Source organism: Pseudomonas sp. B21-031 (assembly GCF_024748985.1).
Taxonomy (GTDB): domain Bacteria; phylum Pseudomonadota; class Gammaproteobacteria; order Pseudomonadales; family Pseudomonadaceae; genus Aquipseudomonas; species Aquipseudomonas kermanshahensis.
The window spans coordinates 2,841,980-2,863,203 of record NZ_CP087181.1 but is presented as its reverse complement, the minus strand read 5'-3'; the positions used below and the strand labels follow the sequence as shown (position 1 = coordinate 2,863,203).

General features: G+C 59.1%; 19 protein-coding genes. 7 read left to right on the top strand and 12 right to left on the bottom strand.

Annotated features, from left to right (window positions below):
- Window positions 1-111: 111 nt before the first annotated feature.
- The 5 genes from LOY53_RS12685 to LOY53_RS12665 all read right to left on the bottom strand — a co-directional run bounded on the left by LOY53_RS12685 (window position 112) and on the right by LOY53_RS12665 (window position 7,625).
- Window positions 112-2,577 (bottom strand): RND family transporter, encoded by a 2,466-nt coding sequence (locus LOY53_RS12685; protein WP_258704115.1) that lies wholly within the window; start codon window positions 2,575-2,577, stop codon window positions 112-114.
- Between the two features lie 4 nt (window positions 2,578-2,581).
- Complete coding sequence (locus LOY53_RS12680; RefSeq protein ID WP_252824092.1) at window positions 2,582-3,670, bottom strand: BNR domain-containing protein; 1,089 nt, start codon at window positions 3,668-3,670, stop codon at window positions 2,582-2,584.
- Window positions 3,671-3,728: 58 nt separating this feature from the next.
- Entirely contained in the window at window positions 3,729-5,093 is a 1,365-nt protein-coding gene (locus LOY53_RS12675; protein WP_252824091.1) for a DUF1329 domain-containing protein, read from the bottom strand.
- A gap of 12 nt (window positions 5,094-5,105) precedes the next feature.
- Window positions 5,106-6,785 carry a DUF1302 domain-containing protein gene (locus tag LOY53_RS12670; protein WP_186678471.1) on the bottom strand — a complete coding sequence of 560 codons (1,680 nt, stop codon included), beginning with the start codon at window positions 6,783-6,785 and terminating at the stop codon, window positions 5,106-5,108.
- Window positions 6,786-7,154: 369 nt separating this feature from the next.
- Window positions 7,155-7,625: a MarR family winged helix-turn-helix transcriptional regulator gene (locus tag LOY53_RS12665; protein ID WP_027593298.1), complete on the bottom strand. Its 471-nt coding sequence runs from the start codon at window positions 7,623-7,625 to the stop codon at window positions 7,155-7,157.
- A 285-nt stretch (window positions 7,626-7,910) separates the two neighbouring features.
- On the opposite strand from LOY53_RS12665, the gene LOY53_RS12660 reads away from it, so the two are divergent.
- Both LOY53_RS12660 and LOY53_RS12655 read left to right on the top strand, forming a co-directional pair.
- Window positions 7,911-8,864 carry a PDR/VanB family oxidoreductase gene (locus LOY53_RS12660; RefSeq protein WP_252824090.1) on the top strand — a complete coding sequence of 318 codons (954 nt, stop codon included), beginning with the start codon at window positions 7,911-7,913 and terminating at the stop codon, window positions 8,862-8,864.
- Window positions 8,865-8,900: 36 nt separating this feature from the next.
- Window positions 8,901-9,977: an aromatic ring-hydroxylating dioxygenase subunit alpha gene (locus LOY53_RS12655; protein ID WP_252824089.1), complete on the top strand. Its 1,077-nt coding sequence runs from the start codon at window positions 8,901-8,903 to the stop codon at window positions 9,975-9,977.
- A gap of 310 nt (window positions 9,978-10,287) precedes the next feature.
- Here the strand turns inward: LOY53_RS12655 and arfB are convergent, their stop codons facing one another.
- Both arfB and LOY53_RS12645 read right to left on the bottom strand, forming a co-directional pair.
- Window positions 10,288-10,701, bottom strand: a complete 414-nt coding sequence (gene arfB, locus LOY53_RS12650) for an alternative ribosome rescue aminoacyl-tRNA hydrolase ArfB (protein WP_085272877.1) — start codon at window positions 10,699-10,701, stop codon at window positions 10,288-10,290.
- 115 nt (window positions 10,702-10,816) lie between these two features.
- The gene (locus LOY53_RS12645; protein WP_258704114.1) at window positions 10,817-11,743 is read right to left on the bottom strand and encodes a LysR family transcriptional regulator; all 927 of its coding nucleotides are present in this window, start codon (window positions 11,741-11,743) and stop codon (window positions 10,817-10,819) included.
- 105 nt (window positions 11,744-11,848) lie between these two features.
- On the opposite strand from LOY53_RS12645, the gene LOY53_RS12640 reads away from it, so the two are divergent.
- Together LOY53_RS12640 and LOY53_RS12635 are read left to right on the top strand one after the other, a co-directional pair.
- Window positions 11,849-12,592 carry an SDR family oxidoreductase gene (locus LOY53_RS12640; RefSeq protein ID WP_258704113.1) on the top strand — a complete coding sequence of 248 codons (744 nt, stop codon included), beginning with the start codon at window positions 11,849-11,851 and terminating at the stop codon, window positions 12,590-12,592.
- A 16-nt stretch (window positions 12,593-12,608) separates the two neighbouring features.
- Window positions 12,609-13,286, top strand: a complete 678-nt coding sequence (locus LOY53_RS12635; RefSeq protein ID WP_252824085.1) for a type 1 glutamine amidotransferase domain-containing protein — start codon at window positions 12,609-12,611, stop codon at window positions 13,284-13,286.
- A 133-nt stretch (window positions 13,287-13,419) separates the two neighbouring features.
- Here the strand turns inward: LOY53_RS12635 and LOY53_RS12630 are convergent, their stop codons facing one another.
- From LOY53_RS12630 to LOY53_RS12610, 5 genes are all read right to left on the bottom strand, one after another.
- A complete protein-coding gene (locus LOY53_RS12630; protein WP_258704112.1) occupies window positions 13,420-15,489 on the bottom strand; it encodes a PAS domain-containing sensor histidine kinase in 2,070 nt (689 codons plus the stop codon).
- Window positions 15,490-15,704: 215 nt separating this feature from the next.
- Window positions 15,705-15,956 carry a hypothetical protein gene (locus tag LOY53_RS12625; protein ID WP_258704111.1) on the bottom strand — a complete coding sequence of 84 codons (252 nt, stop codon included), beginning with the start codon at window positions 15,954-15,956 and terminating at the stop codon, window positions 15,705-15,707.
- Window positions 15,957-15,994: 38 nt separating this feature from the next.
- The gene (locus LOY53_RS12620; RefSeq protein ID WP_252824078.1) at window positions 15,995-16,372 is read right to left on the bottom strand and encodes a VOC family protein; all 378 of its coding nucleotides are present in this window, start codon (window positions 16,370-16,372) and stop codon (window positions 15,995-15,997) included.
- Window positions 16,369-17,334, bottom strand: coding sequence for a hydroxymethylglutaryl-CoA lyase (locus tag LOY53_RS12615; protein ID WP_252824077.1), 966 nt, complete (start codon window positions 17,332-17,334; stop codon window positions 16,369-16,371). Before LOY53_RS12615 ends, LOY53_RS12620 begins: the two co-directional genes overlap by 4 nt.
- Window positions 17,335-17,350: 16 nt before the next feature.
- Window positions 17,351-18,541, bottom strand: coding sequence for a CaiB/BaiF CoA-transferase family protein (locus LOY53_RS12610; protein WP_258704110.1), 1,191 nt, complete (start codon window positions 18,539-18,541; stop codon window positions 17,351-17,353).
- Window positions 18,542-18,655: 114 nt separating this feature from the next.
- On the opposite strand from LOY53_RS12610, the gene LOY53_RS12605 reads away from it, so the two are divergent.
- From LOY53_RS12605 to LOY53_RS12595, 3 genes are all read left to right on the top strand, one after another.
- Entirely contained in the window at window positions 18,656-19,561 is a 906-nt protein-coding gene (locus LOY53_RS12605) for a LysR family transcriptional regulator (protein WP_408981361.1), read from the top strand.
- A 246-nt stretch (window positions 19,562-19,807) separates the two neighbouring features.
- On the top strand, window positions 19,808-20,503 hold the full coding sequence (locus LOY53_RS12600; RefSeq protein ID WP_027593311.1) for a 3-oxoacid CoA-transferase subunit A: 696 nt from the start codon (window positions 19,808-19,810) through the stop codon (window positions 20,501-20,503).
- An 8-nt stretch (window positions 20,504-20,511) separates the two neighbouring features.
- Window positions 20,512-21,153, top strand: coding sequence for a 3-oxoacid CoA-transferase subunit B (locus LOY53_RS12595; protein ID WP_027593312.1), 642 nt, complete (start codon window positions 20,512-20,514; stop codon window positions 21,151-21,153).
- Window positions 21,154-21,224: the final 71 nt, after the last annotated feature.

The window sequence follows — 21,224 nt, the reverse complement described above, 5'->3', positions numbered from 1 at the left end:
GCAGTGCGCCTCCATGGCCGTCTGTAGGCCGCGCGACAGTGCGAGCCAGAGGGTTTGCAAAGTCTCGATCAGTGGTGTCATACCCATGTGCTCTTGTTGTTGGGGCGAAGGTCAGCGGGTGGCGGTATCCAGCAACAACGGGCGACCCGTGGCGGCGGCCTTGGCGGGCTGCATATCGGCGACGGGCTCGGCGGCGACGACTGCATCGCTGCGGCGGGTCGCTGGCAGCAGGAAATAGGCGAGCGCTGGCAACAGCAGCAATGCGCCGACCATGTTCCAGACGAACATGAAGGCCAATAGCACGCCCATGTCGGCCTGGAACTTGATGGGTGAGAAGATCCAGGTGCCGACGCCGATGGCCAGGGTCACGCCAGTGAGCATCACCACCTTGCCGGTGGAGACCAGCGCGCGGTAATAGGCTTCGGAAAGGCTGGCGCCCTGGCGCAGGTGGCCAAGCATGATGCTCATCACATACAGCGCGTAGTCGACGCCAATGCCCACGCCCAAGGCGATCACCGGCAAGGTGGCGACCTTGACGCCGATGCCCAGCCAGACCATCAACGCCTCGCAGAGAATGGAGGTAAGCATCAGCGGAATCACCGCACAAAGGGTGGCGCGCCAGGAGCGGAAGGTGATCAGACACAGCAAGATCACCGCGCCGTAGACCCAGAACAGCATCTCGCGATTGGCTTCCTTGACCACGATGTTGGTAGCGGCCTCGATCCCGGCGTTACCGGCAGCCAACTGGAATTTGACTTCGTCGGTGTCGTTGGCAGCGGCGAAGGCTTCGACGTGCTCCACCAGCCGGGTCAGCGTTTGCGCCTTGTGGTCGGAGAGGTAGACATAGAGCGTGAGCAAGTTGCACGACTCGTTGTACAGGCCGCGCGGCGCGCTGGCGGTGATCATGTTGAGCATCGCCTGGTTGTTCTGCAGTTCGTACCACTTGGGGCTGCCTTCGGAGAGACCTACCAGCATCCGACGGTTGAGCAGCGCCAGCGAGTTGGTCGAGTCCACGCCCGGCAGGCTGCGCAGTTGCCAGTCCAGCTCATCGACCTTGCGCAGGATGTCGTAGCGTGCGCAGGCGCTGTTTGGTGTACGCACCATGATCGCGAAAAGATCGCTGCTGGCCCCGTAACTGCGGGTCATGAAGGCATCGTCCAGGTTGTAGCGCGAGTCGGCGCGCAACTCCGGGGCCCCGGCGTCAAGATCGCCGATGGCCAAGTTCAGGCTGACCAGGAAGCCGAGCACTGCCATCACCAGGCTGACAACCACGCAGACGGCGGCCCAGGGCTTGCGGGTGAACAGGTCAAGGAAGCGCCAGAATGCATGACGCACCTGGCCCCCCTCCTCGGCCCGCTCGCTTCTAAGGCTCAACGCAGCAGCGTTAGGACTGACGCCGACATAGGAGAGCAGCACCGGAAGCAGGATCAGGTTGGTGAAGATCAGCACGGCCACACCGATGCTGGCGATGGTCGCCAGGTCCTGGATCACCTGGATCTGGATAAGCATCAAAACGGCAAAGCCCACGGCGTCGCACAGCAGCGCAGTGAGGCCTGCGAGGAACAGTCGGCGGAAGGTGAAACGCGCAGCCACCACGCGGTGCATGCCGCGACCGATGTCCTGCATGATGCCGTTCATTTTCTGCGCGCCGTGGCTCATGCCAATGGCGAACACCAGGAACGGCACCAGCACCGAATAGGGGTCCAGTTCGTAGCCCAGCAGGGGCAGCAGGCCAAGCTGCCAGACCACCGCCACCAGCGAGCAGAACACCACCAGCAAGGTACTGCGCACACAACGCGTGTAGCCGTAGAGCACCACCGTGGTGATCAGGATGGCAACAGCGAAGAACAGCAGGATCTGCTCCAGACCTTCGATCAGGTCACCCACTTTCTTGGCGAAACCGGTGATGTGGATATCGACGCTGTCGCTCTGGTACTTCGCCCGCAGGGTCTCCAACTGATCGGACAACACCCGGTAGTCCAACGGCTTGCCATCGGGCGTGCGCGCCATCAGCGGCACGTAGATGATGCTGGAGCGCTGGTCGAAGGCTACCAATTGACCAATCTCGTTGGACAATTGCACGTTGCGCCGCAGTTCGCCCAGCGATGACGGGCTGCCATCGTATTCATCAGGAATCACCGGGCCGCCGTCCAGGCCCTCTTCGGTCACCGAAACCCAACGGGTGGCAGGCGTCCATAGCGACTTCATGTAGGCGCGGTCAACACCCGGCAACAGGTAGATCTGGTCGCTCAGCGCCTGCAGGGTACGCAGGTAATCGGCGTCGTAGATATCACCGTGGCGGTTGGTGACGGCGATACGCACCGCATTGCCGATGCCGGACAACTCCTTCTGGTTGTCCAGGTAGTTGGCGATGTAGGGGTGCCCGGTGGGGATCATCTTCTCGAAGCTGGCATTGAGCTCCAGGCGGCCCGACTGCCAGCCGAGCAGTACGGTGGTCAGCAAGCACAGCAACAGCACCCAATGGCGGTGATTGAACAGTGCGCGTTCGATCAGCGATCCAGAGCGAGGATCGAAGCTATCGGACGCGGATGACAGGGTTTGGCGAGCGGAATTCATTGACTCACTCCGAAGCGGAAACGGTGGGCTGTGGCAGGCGCGAAAGCCCGGAGAACCCCGCGGCAACGAGGCTGCCATCGGCGGCCTGGACGATGCCTGAAACCGGTTTGCGCAACGATTCGGAGACCGGGGTGAATCCCGAGGGAGCGCTTGCAAACAATCCGCCCGCTTGATTGGCCAGCAACACGCGACCATCGTTTAGAACACGGGCATCACTGAAGGACACCGGCGCCAGGGTCGGCAACGCTTCGGCGCGCTCGGCACCGGGCGCCAAGACAAACGCGTGGCCTTTGAGCCCGCCAATGAGCAGTGCACCGTCGCCGCGCGTTGCCAAGGTGAACAGCGTGCCGGCATAGGGGCTGCTTATCTGTTCGAAGTGTTCACCGTCCAGCGCCCGCGCTAAGTAGCCCTGCTCGCCGGCCAGCACCAAGTCATTACCTTGGTACGCCACGGCATACAGGTGCAGGCCCATTGGGTTATCGATCTGGCCCATCGCTGAATGCCAGCTAGCGCCGCCGTCATCGCTGCGCAAAGCCAGGCCGTAGGCACCCACCACCAGCACATGCTTGGTGTCACGGACTGCCAGCGCCAGGAGTGGCTTGTCGGGCCCTTCAGCAAGCAGGCGTTCGGCGGTTTGTACGCGTGCTTGCGCCGCTTCGTCATCCGCCTGGGTCGACAGCGCGCTTTGCGCTGCCTGCAATTCAAGCTGTGCTGCACGCAGGCCATCGAGCTGAAGTCGCCAGCTTTCGCCACCGTCGCCCGTCCCCAGTACTACACCGCCATGGCCCACGGCCCAGCCGACATTGGCATCGGCAAACTGCACTGCGGTGAGCCCCACCGACACCGGCACGCCGGCTTGACGCCAATGCTCGCCGTTGTCATCGGATAGCAGGATCAGACCGCGTTCACCTACCGCCACCAGGCGCTGGCCCGCCAAGGCCAGGGCAGTGAAAACCCCGCGCTGAGGGTTGGCAACCTTGGCCGCCGGGCTCTGTAGTACGTCGCTGACCACCAGCCCTTGAGCCAGGCAATAAGGCGCAAAAGGCATAAGGAGGGCCAACAACAGGCCACTCAACTGACGCAGTGTGTTCATAGCTACCTCGATTCTGTCGCAGGAGGGGAAGGCGCTCTGCACCCTCCCCTGAACATCGTCAGCGCACGCCCCGCCCGGCCATTGCGGCAGGTGAGAATTCAGCAGGTTTGTAACGTTCGACCAAGGCGTACTGCTGAGCTTTGCCGGTGTAAACGTTCTGGATGAACCAGGCACCGGACACCAGGTCGTAGAAGCCCGAAGACAACTGGGCCACCGCCGGCAGGTCTGGCATCACCGCAGGCAGCGACCACAGGGTCTTGGCCAACTGGCCATTGGCGTCCCAGCGGTCACCGAGCATGGCTTGCCATGTGTCCTCGTCGAGGTAGTACCGCCCTTTGGGCAACTGGTGACGCTTGCCGGGTGCAAGTTCGGCGTCTACCACCCACACACGATGGAGCTCCCAGCGCACTTGGTCGGGGTTCAGGTGATGTTTGTCGAACAGGTCTTCAGGCTTGCCGGCAGCCTGGACCTTGTTGGTGTTGTAGGGGATGTACATCTCTTGCTTGCCCACCAACTTCCAGTTGAAGCGGTCCAGCCGACCTTGGAACACACTCAGCTCATCGAACGACATCACGCCTGCAGTCGCCGGCGTAGGGGTGTCGCAGCAGGCGTTGGGCAGCTTGCGCACTCGTCGCTGACCGGTCAGGTAGACGTGGGCCTCTGACTTGTCGCCATTGAGGTTGGTACGTCCCATGATTTGTTCGCCTGCCCGCAATGGCGGGCCAACGTTGAGCAGGCGGAACAGCCAATAGTCACCGCCGAAGCTGGCGGCGTTACCATCCTTGTAGTAATACGGCATCTCCTGCACCGCTTTGCCGTCAGTGGTGAGCACTTGAGCACCATCGGCGGTGATCAGGTAATGCCGGAAATCCATCGCCAGTGACGTGCCGCGCCAGTTGAGGATGTGGTTCCACATCGCCTCTGTGCCGTCTTTCGGGATCGGGAACGGAATACCGCCATAGGCACCTTCGGGCACAAGGCCTGCACTGCTTTGCACCAGCTTGGCGTGCTTGGCATTGTTCAGGGTGTTGTCGTACACCCATTGCGGAGCTGCAGCGCTGCGCCGGGTTGGATAAACGTCGATGCGATAGGTATCCGGGTAACGCTTGAACATGGCTTTGGTGCCATCGCTGAGTTTGGCCGCGTACTGGTCCATGTTCTTGCTAGTGATGCTGAACAGCGGTTTGTCAGCGGCAAACGGATCGCCGCGCTTGCCACCCTCTTTGAACGCGGGGTCCACCTTGGTGTAGCCGCCGTCCCAGGCCGGAATGCTGCCGTCGGCGTTACCGGCGCGCTCAGCGCCCAGCGGCGTCAGTTGCTTGCCCAGATCATCCGGGCCAGCGGCTTGCACGGGTTGCAAACTGAGCGCGGCAGCGCCGAGCAGGGCCACACAAAAGTGCTTGAGTGAGAAAGGAATGTTCATGCACGCGTCCCCTCAGAATGTTGTTTTGACCGAGAAGGCCAGGTAGTCCCGGTCTTTCAGTGATTGTTTGAACGTAAACTGGCTGGCGGCGTTGAGGTTGGTGTCCTCTGGGCCGTAATAGTGGGTGTAGGTCAGGCCGAAGGTGACTCGGTCCAGGTAGGTGGCACTCAGGCCGATGTTGAAATCGCCACCGCGGTCCGGGCCGAAGCTGCTGATCACCGCCGATTTGCCCATGGGGAAGTAGCTGACGCCCACTGGCACACTGAGGTCGATGCCAGGGAAAATCTGCCGATATGTCGGGCTGTACACCAGCTTGATGCCAACGCCGTCGTCGGTAGCGCTCGGGTCAAGCGCAGCACGGTTCTTGGTGACACTGAGCAAGCGGTTCCAAGCGATTTCGCCGACCAGGCTTGCCTCATTGGCGATGAACGAGGGGCCCAGCGACGCCAGCATGTTGAGGTTCAGGTGCGCCGTGCGGCCCACGGCATAAAGCGGATGGTCGTCATTGTCGGCAACCATGCCCGGCGTAACGGTCTGGCCGTTGGAAACCAGCGGCATATTCCAGCGCATGGAGGCTTCACCGGCGAAGCTGTACTCATTCAGCGTGGTGGCAAAGCTTGCGCCCAGTGCACGGATCTCTTCGGGATAGACCCAGTAGTACTCGCCGATCTGGCCAGTGGCGAAGTTCGGTCCGGTAGCGCTTGGCTTCAAGTACAGCTTGGGGGATTTGTCGTGGTACTGGATGGCGTAAAGGCCGTACTCAACGGTGTCGGCGGTGTAGCGCAACTGCAGGCCGCCCTGCCCCGAGCTCTTGGCTTCTTTGTCGTTGCCGTGGAAAAAGGCTGCCGGGCTGCCGGGGTTGCCGCCCAGAAATGGCGGGAACGGTGCGCCGACAATCAGTCGCTCGTTACCTTCGCCAATGGTGTCGCTCACCGAAAAATAGCTGCCTGCCCCCGGCAAACGGGTTTCTTCCCATTCGAACTGGTAGTAAGCGCCGACTGACAATGCATCGGTCAGTTGATAGGTGGTCGACAGCTGGCTGACCGGCCGGGTGATTTCCTTGAACTGGGTGTTGGGTACCGACACTGCCTTGACCACGTCTACCGGTGCCATGCCGCCAGCGATACCGTTGGCGCCGAAGAACAGGCTTTCACCCCAGATCAGCCCGTGGCGGCCCAGACGTACCGAGAGCGCGCGGTCGGCCAGATCACCGTTCCAGTAGACAAAGGCATCCAGTAGCTCGCCGTCGCCGCCGTGCAAGTGGCGGGTATCGTCGGTGAATTCGTCGTAGGCAACCGAACGCTGGTTGGCCCGCGTCGGGTCATTGTTGTCGTTGTCTTTCTGGTATTCGGTATCGAACCAGCCCGCGCCACTGATCCGCGCGCCGTATTCGCGGTAGCCAATGTCCAGTTCAGAGAGTACATCCAGGCGGTTGGAGATCAGGCCCTTGTCAAAGTTGCGGTCGCCATCGTCCTGGTTCAACGCTACCGAGCCGCTGCTGAGCTTGCTGCTTTGGTCCTTCAGGCGCCAGGCAGAGCTGTACTTGAGCGTGTTGTCCCACCGCAGACTGAGGTCAGGGTTGTCGGTCTGCACTTCAAACGCCTGGGCACATGGAAGACCGCAGACCAAGGCAGTGGCGAGCGTCAGAGTGAAAGGCGCACGCCGCGCTGCGGCGATGGAGCGAATAGCCATCGAACGAACCCTCTTTTATTGTTTTTGTTGGCAATTTTCTTTGCCACCACGGCCGGACGAGGCGAACGGGATCGATGCGATCGACCTGCCGAGGTGAAGTCAGCTGGCGGGATAGACCAGACGACGGGAACAGGTTGACCTCAGTGCAGGGCTCTGACTAATCGCTTGTTGGGATGTGACCTATCGGCAATCGCGATACTTGTGGCCAAGCATTGAATCGTGCGGTTGCGATGGTCCGAGGGGGGTATGCCCGCGCAAAGGTGCGAAGGCAGCCTGGAAGGTTGATACCGGAAGGGGGCGCCGGTAGCCGGTAGTGTTATCTCAGGTGCAGCTTGGTCGTCGAACGGATGAAGATCATGGTCACCACGCTCAGGGGTTCTCTGGATCGTAGTCGTTGACGTGAGAGACCTGGCTGTTCAAGCGTCCAAGCAAGTTGATCAAGGTATCGACTTCGGCTGATGAGAGGCCGCTCAGCAAGCGACGCTCTCGTTCAAGCGCAACCATCAAGACCCGGTTGTACAACTGCACACCGCTCTCGGTAAGCGAAACGGTGTAGCGCCTTCCGTCAGCAGGATCTACTTCCGTACGAACTCGCCCTGCCACCTCCAGCGCCTGTAGAGAGCGGCTAACAGCACTTTTGTCGAGGCCGATCACCTGGCAGATACGATTCGCCGTTATCCCGCTTTCCACTGCCAGCATGGACAGCATCCTCCACTCCACAACGCCAATCCCGAAGTGTTTTCGATAGCACTGCGAAGCCCCTGAGGAGAGTTTGTTCGACAAAAAATTCAGCAGCGCGGGCACATAGCGGGCGAGGTCTAGCTGGGGGGCCGTGGACATAGAGAGCACACCTTCAATTAGCCTTGGAGAAAATTAGTTGACACCGCAACCAATTGATCCGAGGATTTACTCAACCGATAGCTGGGGCCAGCCCAGCATGATATGCCGTCACAGCACCTCACAAAAATAATTATCAGGTAGTGCCATGAACACCCGTCACCTAGTCACTTCCCGCGTGCCTGGCTGCAAGCCAGAACTGCCGCCATTCGCGCCAGGCTGACCTCCTCCCGGTCGATCGTTTACCTGTGAATTTTCAGTAGCCACTTGAATGTGGAGGGATGAGTCATGTTTGAAGTCAACGTCAGCCGCAAGGCAATCGAAGCAGAAGGTGTTTGCAGCTTTGAATTGAGCCCCTTGGATGGCGGATCACTTCCGCCCTTTGAAGCCGGTGCCCACATCGACGTTCATGTACCAGGCGGGTTCATTCGCCAGTACTCGCTGTGCAATGACCCACGAGAGCGTAATCGCTATCTCATCAGTGTTCTGAGGGAGCCTAGCTCCCGCGGCGGCTCGCAGGCAATGCACTCAGCTGTAGAGCAAGGTCAAACGCTGACGATCAGTGCGCCACGCAATCTGTTCCAGCTCGACCACCGCGCAAAGCGCCACCTGCTGTTTGCCGGAGGCATTGGTATTACCCCAATCCTGGCCATGGCTTATGAGCTTTCGCATCGCAGCCTGGAGTTCGAGCTTCATTACTGCTTCCGCTCCAGCGACCGTGCAGCATTCGTCAACGCACTTGCCCATGCGCCGTTCGCGGACCGCATCACTTTCCATGATGACAGCGGCGTGCAGCAGCAAAAACTGAATGCCGCCGCCATTCTCGATAGGGTCGATCAAGGTTGCCATCTGTATGTGTGCGGCCCCACCGGCTTCATGAACCACATTCTGGAAACCGGCGAGGCTGCCGGCTGGCCGCAAGCGCGCATGCATCGGGAGTTCTTTGCCGGCCAGATCAGCGACCAGGGTTCGAACACGCCCTTCGAGGTAGTGCTCGCCAGGAGCGGTAGAACCTTTGAAATCCCAGTCGACCGCAGCGTATTCGAGGTGTTGGACGACGCGGGAATTGAAGTTCAAACATCCTGCGAACAAGGCGTGTGTGGGACATGCGTGACACGCGTGCTGGAGGGTATCCCGGATCACAGGGATCAATTCATGACCGCCAATGAACACGCCAGGAATGATTGCTTCACGCCGTGCTGCTCGCGGGCAAAGTCACCTCGACTCGTACTTGACCTCTGATCTCTAACCAACACATTCACTGCAACGGAGACTCCTATGACTGCCTCTCCCCTTCAGTCACTCGCCCAGGATATTGCACCCGCCAAGCCTTCCACATTCCCGCTTAATCAATGGTATGTGGCTGCGTTGGGCTGGGAACTCAAGGATCGTCCCGTAGGCCGAACCTTGCTGAACACATCAGTCGTGATGTTCCGCACAGCGGATGGCAAGGTGGCGGCACTCGAAGACCGATGCTGTCACAGGGCACTACCGCTGTCTGATGGAACACTTGAAGCCAGCGGCCTTCGCTGCGGCTATCACGGTCTCTTGTTCAATGAGGCCGGTAAATGCATTGAGATCCCTGGCCAGGAAAAAATACCTAGCAAAGCAAAAGTGGCAGCCTTTCACGTGGTTGAAAAAGACCAGATCGTTTGGATCTGGTTTGGCAGCCCCGAACACCCAGCGCCTATCGATGAACCTCCTGCCTACGATGTTCACACGAATGGGCATTATCTTTTTGAGGGTGACGTGTATCACTATGACGCACCCTATCAGCTCATACACGACAACTTGATGGATCTGAGCCATTTGGGCTATGTCCACCTACGCACCATTGGCGGTAACGCCAGCGTTCACATGAATGCCCAGATGACGGTAGAAAGTGACGACCATTCGGTTCGCGTTGTTCGACACATGCCTGACTCCGTCCCACCTCCGACCTATGTCGCCGCCTACCCATTCAAGGGCACTGTCGATCGCTGGCAGGAAATTGAGTTTCATATCAGCCACTTGCGTATTTGGACCGGCGCTGTAGATGCCGGAACCGAGCCCCTGGACAATCCGCAGCGGGGCGGCTTCCACATGCGCGGCTTCCATGGTGTGACCCCGGAAACCGAAACCACTAGCCATTACTTCTGGACCATCGCCACCAACCCGGAAAGCAATCACGAAGAAGTTAAAGCGAAAGTAGTTGAGCAAACCATAATGACATTTGATGAGGACAAAGTTGTTATCGAATCTCAATACAAGAACCTGTGTCGATTCGGTGAACGGCAGATGATTGATATTCATGTTGACGTCGGTGCCAACAGGGCCCGCCGGATCATAGAAAGGCTTTGTCACTCCACCCGCTGAATGCCCAGTGCATTTATATCGTGCGGGTATCAGGCTACGGGGGCGAGCGGGATCGCCCCCATCACCACCTGCTGCAGGTCAGTCGATATTGAGGCCCATCCAGTCGCTCAGTTTTGGGGCTGCACTTGTGCACACCATTGCCTCAACAGCTCGGCAAAAACGGTCGCCATCGTGCTTCATTGGTGGCCTCGCCTTGATAGCGGCAATCGCAGCCCTGTCATCCAGGCCTGCCGCCCTTGCCGCTTCGGCTCCAACTCATAACCTGCAAGCGCAATCACAGCATTGACCCAGAGGTGCTGGCCTACCCGTACTAGAAGTCCACCCTACCCCGACCCGCCTTGACCGTACTCCGCCTGGCTTTTCCTTCGAGGCGGCGGGTCTTCGAGCCGAGGGTCGGCTTGGTGGGGCGGCGTTTCTTCTCGGTCTTGCCGGCACTGATGATCAACTCGGCAAGACGCGCCAGTGCGTCAGCACGGTTCTGCTCCTGGGTGCGATACTGCTGGCCCTTGATGATCAACACGCCGTCACCGGTGATGCGGCTGTCACGCAGCGCCAGCAGCCGCTCCTTATAGAACTCGGGCAGCGATGAGGCACGGATGTCGAAGCGCAGGTGCACGGCACTGGACACCTTGTTGACGTTCTGGCCACCCGCGCCTTGCGCGCGGATGTATGTCAGTTCGATTTCGGCATCCGGCAGATGCACGTTATTGGAGATGGTCAGCATGATATGGCCCTTGTCATTGCCCCTATTATCACCGCCTGCGCCGCTTACCCCTAGAACAACACATAATTTTTGGATCAGCGCGGAAGATGATCATTGCTGACCTGTGCACACCCTGTTAAGCCACCGTTGGAGCACCACCAGGAAACAGATCTTTGTCGCCGAGCTTCTTCAACAAGAAGTCATATACCAGTCGTATTCGGCGTGGCGCGGGCCCGGGTCGCGTACGATAAAGAACCAAATCGAGCGGCTGCGGAGCATAGTCAGGCACCACCTGCACAAGGGTACCTTGGGACAAATGAGGCTCCGCGAGATACAAGGGCATTTGGGCAAACACAGCCCCCTGCAGCACCATTTCCAACTCGGTTTCCGGATCATCACAGGTGAAGCCAGGTTGCTCAGGCGTAAAACTTTCTTCGTTAGCAAAAATCCACGGCCAACCGCGCCCGGACCTACGATCCAGGAGCAAGGACAAGGGCATGTCTTTGAGCTGGTCCAGGTTCGAGGGCATACCCGCACTGGTGAGGAGCGCGGGCGCGGCAACGACAATCAGCGGAACACTCGCGACAGTCCTGGCGATAAATCGCCGATCTCGGACGGTACCCACCCGAATGCCAATATCAATCTTCGATACCACTGAGTCTGTCAGCTCATCATCCAACGAAAGGTCGATGCTCAATTGTGGATGTTGCCGGCGCAACTCTGCCAGGAAGCGCGCAAGATAGAGTTTGCCGATCGCATGAGGGGCGGTCAGCCCCACGCGCCCAACGACCCCGTCCTCCTCACCATGGTCTGCCTTCGCAAACAGTTGGTCGAAACTTTCTACGGACGCTCTCGCATCCCGGGCCAGCTCCCTTCCGAAATCCGTGATCCTCATCTGTCGCGTGCTCCGGTGAAACAGGGGCTCGCCCAGTAGCCGCTCAAGCTCCTGCACCGCTCGCGTAACCTTTTGCGGGGAGGCTCCCAACTGATTCGCGGCCTCACGGAAGGACGAAGCGTCTACGACCGTAAGGAAAACTCTGATCATTTCTAATCGGTTCAGCATTACGTTATTCCACAAATTGGAATTTTCAAATCCTAAATATTCCATTCTATGTGATTGAATGGCAACTCATAATCGGTGCCATCTCCACCCACCGAGGTTAACGAAATGAACAATGGTATCGAAGGGAAGGTAGTCGTAATCACGGGTGCAAGTAGTGGTCTGGGCGAATCCAGCGCTCGGCACTTGGCGAAACGGGGTGCCTCCGTCGTGTTGGCCGCACGCCGCAACGACCGGCTTCAGGCAATCGTTGCGGACATCCAAGCCGCTGGCGGTAAAGCCACGGCGTGCGTGGTAGACGTGACCCGTCGCGAAAACCTGGTTGCCCTCGTTCAGCACGCAGTGGACACGTTTGGCCGTGTAGACGTGATGATCAACAACGCCGGCCTGATGGCAATCGCACCTCTCTCGGAACTGCGAGTCGATGAATGGGATCGTATGATCGACATCAACATCAAGGGGGTCATGTACGGTATCGCGGCTGCGTTACCTCTGTTCGAGAAGCAAGGCTCAGGTCACTTCATCAATATCTCTTCCGTGGCCGGTATCAAGGTGTTCAGCCCAGGGGGTTCTGTCTACAGCGGCACAAAATACGCTGTTAGCGCGATCTCGGATGGCTTGCGCCATGAGGTTGGTAGAAGCATCCGCACGACCACAATCGAACCCGGTGCGGTAGATTCTGAGCTTAAGTTCGGTAGCGGGCATGAGGCCAGTGCGCAGGCAGTGGCTGATTTCTACAAAAACGCAATTCCTGCGCAATCCGTTGCACGAGCCATCGCATTCGCCATTGAGCAACCGGCTGACGTGGATATCAACGAGATCGTGCTGCGTCCGACATCGCAGGACTTCTGAGTTAGAGGGACAAGAAATGAAAGTTTTGATGGTACTTACGTCGCACGACAAACTCGGTGACACCGGGTTGAAAACGGGGTTTTGGCTCGAAGAATTCGCCGCCCCCTACTACATCTTCAAGGAGGCTGGTGCCGAAATCGTTCTCGCGTCGCCTGCAGGAGGCCAACCACCGCTTGATCCGAAAAGTGAACTGGCTGACTTCCAAACTGACATGACCCAACGCTTCAATGCCGACGCAGCTGCGCAAAAGGCACTGGCGAATACCGTCAAGCTCGATACCGTCAGCGAGAAGGACTTTGACACGGTATTTTACCCGGGAGGTCATGGGCCGCTGTGGGACCTCGCGGAGTCAAAGACCTCCATCAGCCTGATTGAGTCTTTTGAGCGCGCTGGCAAACCCATTGGGTTCGTATGCCACGCGCCTGGCGCACTTCGCCATGTCAAGGCTGCTGACGGCGCCCCGTTGATTAAAGGCCGTCGAGTTACCGGCTTTACGAACGGCGAGGAAGCGGCCGTGGCGTTAACCGACGTGGTGCCTTTCCTGATCGAGGATGAGTTCCAGCGCTTGGGCGGGCATTACCAGAAAGGCCCCGATTGGGCGCCATTCATCATCGAAGACGGCAAGCTGGTCACAGGGCAGAACCCAGCAAGCTCTGAAGGCGTAGCCAAGGCACTCGTCGCTCAGTTGAAATAGTCTCTTCAGCCCGCCTGATCTCATCAAGATTTCAGGCGGGCCAGATAAAACACCCCTCATTGAGAACTGCAGAGGAGTCCGTCATGACCGCAGTCGATCGCCTCAGATATTTGCGTGTCGTACTCGTTTTGGTTTAGCAACCCTTGAGCAAAGCATTAACGTTCAACGTCAACGCTTCAAGCGTGAACGGTTTCGTCAGCACAGCCGTGTTGGGCTCTAGCTGGGCATTGTCCAAAACGTGCGGCTGCGCATACCCAGTCATGAACAAGACCGGAAGCCCCGACCGAGTACAGCGGCCGGCATCGGCCATCTGCCTGCCGTCAATGCCTCCTGGGAGGCCAATGTCGGTCACCAGCAAATCGATGCGGGTATCCGAACGCAGTAATTGAAGGCCCGCTAGACTGTCGGCGGCCTCAATGACGATATAGCCGCAGTTCCCCAGCGCCTCACTCACAAACATGCGGACGGAGGGCTCATCATCGACGACCAGTACCGTCTCGCCTGGCGCGGCCATTGGCGATTCAGGCACGGACTCTGCGCGAGGTACAGCTTCGACGCTGGCTGCAAGGCTGGGTAATTGAAGGAACACCCGGGTTCCTCGCCCCTCTTCCGACTCGATCCTGACCTGGCCGCCCGATTGTTTGGCAAAGCCATAAATCATGGACAGCCCAAGCCCGGTGCCCGCCCCTACGGGTTTGGTCGTGAAGAACGGCTCAAATACTCGAGTGAGCGTTTCAGTACTCATGCCGAGACCGTCGTCGGCGACACAGATTGTGAAGTAAGTTCCAGGCTCCAATTCCGGATCCAGCTCGGCCCCTTGCACCAGCTCCTCGTTGTAGGTCTTGATGGCGATTGACCCTCCGCCTTTCAACGCGTCACGCGCGTTGATGCACAAGTTCAGCAGCGCGTTCTCCACTTGGGCCGGGTCGACCAGGCAGGTACTCGATGCCGCATGGAGCTCCACCTTGAGTTGAATGGCCGGCCCTACTGTCCGACTTATTAGCTCCTCCATATCGCTGATGAGGGTGTTCACATTGGTATGAACAGGCATCAGTGTCTGGCGGCGAGAGAACGCTAGCAGCCGGTGAGTGAGTGAGGCTGCCCTATGCGCCGCACCGTGGGCCACCGTCAGGTAGCGCTCTACATCAGCTATGCGTCCCTGCTTCAAGCGGAGCTTGATCAAATCAAGGCTCCCCGTGATGCCCGCCAGCAGATTGTTGAAGTCGTGTGCGATACCTCCGGTCAGTTGGCCGACCGCTTCCATTTTTTGCGATTGACGCAGCGCTGCTTGCGCCGCTTCTCGCTCGGCCACGGCTTCTGCAACCCTCGCTTCCAAGGTGCGGTTGAGTTCAAGCAGTTCCGCCTCGGCATTTCTTCGCGCGGTTACATCGATGGACGAGCCGATCAGCCCGATGACCTCGCCTGCTTCGTCGCACAGTGGCGCTTTGACCGAAAGCCAGTAGGTGGCTGTGCCATCCGGCATGTCGACACGCTCTTCGATCTGAACGGCCTGCCCGCCCTGCATAATGTGCCGATCGGTTTCCATTATCTGGCGTGCTTGGGCTTTGTCTTCCAAAAACTCCAAATCGGTTTTGCCCAGGTAGAGCTCCGGTGGCTTGCCAACCAGTTGGGTGACACCATCGTTGGCAACAATCAGCCGCCCCGCTAGATCTTTGGCGTAGACAACACCCGGAACGGCAGCAGTGAAGGTACGAAGCAACGCTGACATCCTGTCGCGCTCAGCCTCTGCTGACCGGCGTGACTCAATGTCCATGAGAACGCCAGGGAACCGAACAGCGCGACCTTCATCGTCAAGCTCAGCTCTACCATTAGCCTCAATCCAACGGTAGTTGCCATCATGCTGTCTGACGCGGTATTCACACCGGTAGGCACCCCCGCGGCTCATCGCCTCTTCGATATCGGCAGAGACACGTTCACGATCGTCAGGGTGAATAGAGGCGAAGGCTTCCTCAATCGGGATACCCGCCATGCATTTATCTGCTGGAAGTCCAAAAGATCGCGAGAATCGCTCATCCGCAGTCACTTGGTTGTCGAGGATGTTCCATACCCACGTTCCAACGATCGCGCCAGCATCGAGCGCCAACTGCAGGCGCTCCAAAACGCTCGTCGGAAACGCGGACTCCTGATGGGGTGATGCGGGAGCATCCAAGTCTCCTGAAGAGCCGGCGCCTTCGCGATCCATAAATTGCCTCTTTCTTACGCTTATGAGCGACTTTCCACTGGAGGCGATTCTAAAGCGTGATGCCGAGCGATAGCGAGCACAGCGCTTCGCCTTTTGGAAGCGCACTCGCATGGAGTACATTTGTACTCAACGCGGAATATCTCATATAGCGCTTACAGCGGAACGGCTGAGGCATGCTTGCCTCATAGCTGAAAAGTCACGCGCCAGCCCGCCCGCTACCTGTGCGTGGCAGGCATCAGGAAGGCCAGCACGTAAACCGCTGCGACGCAGATCAGCTTCAACCCAGGGAGTTGTTCAAGCTGCACCCGCCCCAATTGCACCTTGTTGGTAATGGCGACCTGGGCATCCGCAAGCGCAGCGACCACCTCGTCAGGGCCAGTGCGCTCGCGGACAGTCCAGCTGTTAGCCAATGCGGGGCGCGGCATGGCAGACGGCAGGCTGGCGCCGTCCAGGAATACGATATTCATGAAGTACCTCTTGTTATTTTGTTAGGTCGCGAGCGCGTTCACAGCGGCTCGGAAATCTCGATCAGGTTGAGATCTGGGTCGCGCACGTAGACTGAACGGATAGGCCCAGTGGCGCCCGTTCGCTGAATGGGCCCTTCAACGATCGGCCACGCCTGGGCCTGCAGATGTGCAATCACCTGTTCAAGATCGACGCTGGCGATGAAGCACAAGTCCAACGCGCCAGGAACGGGCAGATGGGCCTTTGGCTCGAACTCCTGACCGCGGACGTGGACGTTGATCTTCTGATTACCAAAACAAAAGGCCAGGCGCCCTGCCCCGAAAGTCTCGAGGCGCATGCCCAACACGCGGACATAGAAGTCTTTGCACGCTTCGACATCGACCGTGGTAAGTACCAGATGATCCAGGTGGTCAATCATTTCGCCACCTCCGGTACCGCCGACACGACTTGCTTGGTCATGTTGTGAACGTGATCAGGGATGGGGTGCAGGTTCAGGCGCTTACCCGCCTTGAGGATCTGGCTGGGCGTTGAGTGCCCAATCAACCCCGGTAGGCGTGCTGAGGCCAAGAGAATTTTGTCCAGGTCGACGCCGGTGTCGTATCCGATCAGGTCGAGCATGTGAACGAGGTCTTCAGTACACACATTGCCACTCGCGCCCGGGGCGTAGGGACAGCCGCCCAGCCCACCGAGTGAAGCGTCAAACCGATCGACCCCGGCCTCGAGTGCGGCCAACGTGTTGGCCAGGGCCATGCCGCGGGTGTTGTGGAAATGCAGCGTGACCTGAAGTTCAGGGAAGCGTTTGAGCACCTCAGCTGACATGGCCTGCACCTGTGAAGGGAACGCCATGCCTGTGGTGTCGCACAGCGTAACCCCACGCACACCCAAATCTGCGAAGCGGGCAACCCAGCTCATTACCTCTGCAAACGCCACATCGCCCTGCATCGGACAACCGAATACCGTAGAGAGCGACACGTTCACGGCAACGGGGCCTTGGCCAATAACCGAGACTACTTCCTTCAATTGAGCAAAGGAGTCTTCACGGGTCATGCGCAGATTGGACCTGTTGTGGGGTTCGCTCACCGACATGACCAGGTTGGCCTCGTCGATTCCGCAACCCAAAGCGCGCTCGGCACCCCGGACATTGGGAACGAGCACCGTATACTCGACCCCGGGCTGGCGTTTGATGCCATGCATCACGGCTTCTGCGTCACGCAGCGCCGGAATCGCCTTAGGCGAGGTAAACGAGGTCACTTCAATTTTGGCGAAGCCGCACTGGCTAAGCGTGTCGATCATCGAAATCTTGTCAGCCGTCTCGATGAAGGTTGCTTCGTTCTGGAAGCCGTCACGGGTTGCGACTTCCTGCATAAATAGACGTTTCATCAGGTTACTCCGTACTTCAAATAATGCCGCGTGCGCGCCACTGTTCACGGGTTTGCGCGTCGATGCCGTACGCATTCAAGACGTGGTCGGTGTGCTCGCCGAGGGTCGGTGCCCTTGATCGCAATTGCCCTGGCGTGGAAAGGAGCTTGGGCACGATGCCTGGCAGGGTGACCGGTGTTCCATCGTCCAGCGTGCTCGCCAGCAACATGTCACGAGCCTGGTAATGGGGGTCGGCTGCGATATCGGCGGCGTCGTAGATCTTGCCGGCAGGAATGCGCGCATCGTTCAGCGCATCCAGGACTTCTTCAAGCGAGCGCTCGGCTGTCCAGGTCGAGATCGCAGCGTCGATGCGGGCCACGTGTCGGACGCGGCCATCGTTCTGTTCAAGCTCAGGATCATTGGCGAGATCGAGGCGATCAATCTTCTCCATCAGGCGGCGATAGATGCTGTCCCCATTACCCGCGATCAGCGCATACTTTCCATCCTTGCAACGGTATGCATTTGTGGGTGCGATCCCAGGCAGGCTGCTGCCAGCCGGTTGGCGAATGGACTCGAATACCGAGTACTCAGGGATCAGGCTTTCCATCATGTTGAACACAGACTCGTACAGCGCGACATCAACCTGCTGCCCCTCGCCGTTGTTCTGCTCTCTATGGCGCAAAGCCAGAAGAACGCCAATCACCCCATGAAGCGCAGACAGAGAGTCACCGATCGACACCCCAACCCGCACAGGCGTACGCCCTGGCTCACCGGAAAGATGGCGTAAGCCACCCATGGCCTCCCCAATGACACCAAAGCCCGGCAAGTCACGGTACGGGCCGCTCTGCCCGTAGCCAGACACACGCAGCATGACCAGGCGTGGGTTGATTTCGCGCAGGACGTCCCACCCTAGGCCCCACTTTTCAAGCGTGCCGGGGCGGAAGTTTTCGATGAGGATATCAGCGTCTGCAACCAGCCGTTTGACCACATCATGGGCTTCAGCCTGACGCAGATCCAGCGTAATAGAGCGCTTGTTGCGCGATTGAGACGCCCACCATACGGATGTTCCGTTGTGAAGCATGCGCCATTTGCGCAGAGGGTCGCCGGTCACAGGTGGCTCGATCTTGATAACGTCGGCACCAAACTCGGCGAGCATCTTGGCAGCAAACGGGCCAGCAATCAGCTGCCCCATTTCGATGACCTTGATGCCTTGTAATGGGAGGGTCATGGCGTCATCCGCTCTTGTGGGTTGTTATGGCAGGATGATCCCTCTCATTGTGCATGATGAAAATTGCGAAATTATCCAGTACCCTTTCCAAAATCGAAAGGCTAGGAGCCGTTGATGAGCCTTCTACATGTGGATTTGGTATCCCTACGCCTCTTGGTCTTCGCGGCAGAAACGCTCAATCTGACCCAAGCGGCCCATCGCGCAAACATGACGCTCTCCACCGCGAGCAAGCGCCTGTCTGAGCTGGAGCGAATAACCGACTGCGCACTGTTCGTCCGCTTGCCACGCGGGGTGGAATTGACTGCAGCGGGTCGAGGCATCGCTGATCACGCTCGGCATATACTCGAGAGCGTCAACCGCATGGCCTGCGATGCAAATGACTTTGCCATGGGGGTGCGGGGTCACGTTCGACTGACCGCCAACACGTCTGCTGTCGTCCAATTTCTACCCCAGGATCTGGCGTGCTACCTGGCCGATAATCCGCATGTCCGCATAGGGATGGACGAAGCGCTCAGCGACGACATTGTGGACGCTGTTTTCAATGGCCGAGCTGACATCGGGATTTTTGCTGACAACGTCGCGTCTGAGGGGCTGTTGAAGAGGGTCTACCGGCGTGATCAACTGGTGCTGCTGGTGCCCACTGATCACCCACTGACTGCATCGAGCGAGATAGCGCTGGCGCACGCGCTAGACTACGATTTCGTGGCACTCAACCAAGGCAGTTCCCTGCTCCGGCGCTTGACTGACGCAGCAGTAGCGAACGGACAGATGCTGAAGGTTCGCATTCAGGTCAGCAGCTTCGATGGGATCTGCAGGATGATCGAGGCCGGCCTTGGCGTGGGCGTTCTGCCACTGGCATCAGTGAGGAAAGAGCTGCTAGGGACGCAGATCCAAGCCATCGGGCTCACCGATGAGTGGGCCATGCGAACGCTGTATGTAGGGGTTGCAGGTGAGACCCAGCTATCGCCGGAGGCGGCCAAGCTGTTCGAGTATCTCGCGGGTAGAGAAAACGACCTGTAATTTGCGCAATGACGCCCGCACGATTCAAAGAAAAACCTGGGGTGAGATGCTCATCAACCATACCCGCACACCGCACAACAGTTCGATAATCGCACAAAATCCGCTCCCCTCTCTCTACTTGTGCCCAATCTTGCGGCACGCTATCGGCAGTCAGCAAACATTTCCTAGGCGCTGACTGGCCCAGTCGCTTCGAAGCGCGCCGGCCAGGTCGACAATCCCTACTCCAGGAAAAACCAGGAGCTCGCTTTGATCAATAAAACGTTTGAGTCCATCGCCAGCGCGGTGGAAGGCATCACCGACGGTTCGACCATCATGGTCGGTGGCTTCGGCACTGCTGGTATGCCGTCTGAGCTGATTGATGCTCTGATCGCCACCGGTACCCGCGACCTGACCATCATCAGCAACAACGCCGGCAACGGTGAGGTCGGCCTGGCCGCGCTGCTCAAGGCGGGCAGCGTGCGCAAGGTGGTCTGCTCGTTCCCGCGCCAGTCCGACTCCTATGTCTTCGACGAACTGTTCCGGGCCGGCAAGATCGAACTCGAAGTGGTACCACAAGGCAACCTGGCGGAGCGTATCCGCGCCGCAGGCTCGGGCATCGGTGCGTTCTTCTCGCCGACCGGCTACGGCACCCTGCTGGCCGAAGGTAAAGAAACCCGTGAGATCGACGGCCGCCAGTACGTCCTGGAAATGCCGCTGCACGCTGACTTCGCGCTGATCAAGGCGCACAAGGGTGACCGTTGGGGCAACCTGGTTTACCGCAAGGCCGCTCGCAACTTCGGCCCGATCATGGCCATGGCTGCCAAGACCGCCATTGCCCAGGTCGACCAGATTGTCGAACTCGGTGAACTGGACCCGGAGCACATCATCACCCCGGGTATCTTCGTCCAGCGCGTGGTCGCCGTCACCGGTGCTGCCGCTTCTTCGATCGCCAACGCTGTCTGAGGCCTGCCATGACCATCACCAAAAAGCTCTCCCGCACCGAGATGGCCCAGCGCGTGGCCGCAGACATTCAGGAAGGCGCCTACGTCAACCTGGGCATCGGCGCACCGACCATGGTGGCCAACTACCTGGGCGACAAGGAAGTGTTCCTGCACAGCGAGAACGGCCTGCTGGGCATGGGCCCAAGCCCCGCGCCGGGCGAAGAAGACGATGACCTGATCAACGCCGGCAAGCAGCACGTGACCCTGCTCACCGGGGGTGCCTTCTTCCACCACGCCGACTCGTTCTCGATGATGCGTGGCGGCCACCTGGACATCGCCGTACTGGGCGCCTTCCAAGTATCGGCCAAAGGTGACCTGGCCAACTGGCACACCGGCGCCGAAGGCTCGATCCCGGCCGTAGGCGGCGCGATGGACCTCGCCACCGGCGCCCGCCAGGTGTTCGTGATGATGGACCACCTGACCAAGTCCGGCGAAAGCAAGATCGTGCCCGAGTGCACTTATCCGCTGACTGGCATTGGGTGCGTCAGCCGCATCTACACCGACCTGGCCGTGCTGGACGTGACGTCCGACGGGCTGAAAGTGGTCGAGATCTGCGCCGACATCGACTTCGACGAATTGCAGAAGCTCAGTGGCGTACCGCTGATCAAGTAATCCGCGCAACGTGTAGGTATCCGCCTGCCGGCGAATGGACCTGAAAAGGTCGCATCGCCGCCAAGGCGGAC

Coding starts and splice junctions, on each gene's coding strand:
- LOY53_RS12685 (WP_258704115.1), bottom strand. CDS start 2,577: ATGAATTCCGCTCGCCAAACCCTGTCATCCGCGTCCGATAGCTTCGAT.
- LOY53_RS12680 (WP_252824092.1), bottom strand. CDS start 3,670: ATGAACACACTGCGTCAGTTGAGTGGCCTGTTGTTGGCCCTCCTTATG.
- LOY53_RS12675 (WP_252824091.1), bottom strand. CDS start 5,093: ATGAACATTCCTTTCTCACTCAAGCACTTTTGTGTGGCCCTGCTCGGC.
- LOY53_RS12670 (WP_186678471.1), bottom strand. CDS start 6,785: ATGGCTATTCGCTCCATCGCCGCAGCGCGGCGTGCGCCTTTCACTCTG.
- LOY53_RS12665 (WP_027593298.1), bottom strand. CDS start 7,625: ATGTCCACGGCCCCCCAGCTAGACCTCGCCCGCTATGTGCCCGCGCTG.
- LOY53_RS12660 (WP_252824090.1), top strand. CDS start 7,911: ATGTTTGAAGTCAACGTCAGCCGCAAGGCAATCGAAGCAGAAGGTGTT.
- LOY53_RS12655 (WP_252824089.1), top strand. CDS start 8,901: ATGACTGCCTCTCCCCTTCAGTCACTCGCCCAGGATATTGCACCCGCC.
- arfB (WP_085272877.1), bottom strand. CDS start 10,701: ATGCTGACCATCTCCAATAACGTGCATCTGCCGGATGCCGAAATCGAA.
- LOY53_RS12645 (WP_258704114.1), bottom strand. CDS start 11,743: ATGCTGAACCGATTAGAAATGATCAGAGTTTTCCTTACGGTCGTAGAC.
- LOY53_RS12640 (WP_258704113.1), top strand. CDS start 11,849: ATGAACAATGGTATCGAAGGGAAGGTAGTCGTAATCACGGGTGCAAGT.
- LOY53_RS12635 (WP_252824085.1), top strand. CDS start 12,609: ATGAAAGTTTTGATGGTACTTACGTCGCACGACAAACTCGGTGACACC.
- LOY53_RS12630 (WP_258704112.1), bottom strand. CDS start 15,489: ATGGATCGCGAAGGCGCCGGCTCTTCAGGAGACTTGGATGCTCCCGCA.
- LOY53_RS12625 (WP_258704111.1), bottom strand. CDS start 15,956: ATGAATATCGTATTCCTGGACGGCGCCAGCCTGCCGTCTGCCATGCCG.
- LOY53_RS12620 (WP_252824078.1), bottom strand. CDS start 16,372: ATGATTGACCACCTGGATCATCTGGTACTTACCACGGTCGATGTCGAA.
- LOY53_RS12615 (WP_252824077.1), bottom strand. CDS start 17,334: ATGAAACGTCTATTTATGCAGGAAGTCGCAACCCGTGACGGCTTCCAG.
- LOY53_RS12610 (WP_258704110.1), bottom strand. CDS start 18,541: ATGACCCTCCCATTACAAGGCATCAAGGTCATCGAAATGGGGCAGCTG.
- LOY53_RS12605 (WP_408981361.1), top strand. CDS start 18,656: ATGAGCCTTCTACATGTGGATTTGGTATCCCTACGCCTCTTGGTCTTC.
- LOY53_RS12595 (WP_027593312.1), top strand. CDS start 20,512: ATGACCATCACCAAAAAGCTCTCCCGCACCGAGATGGCCCAGCGCGTG.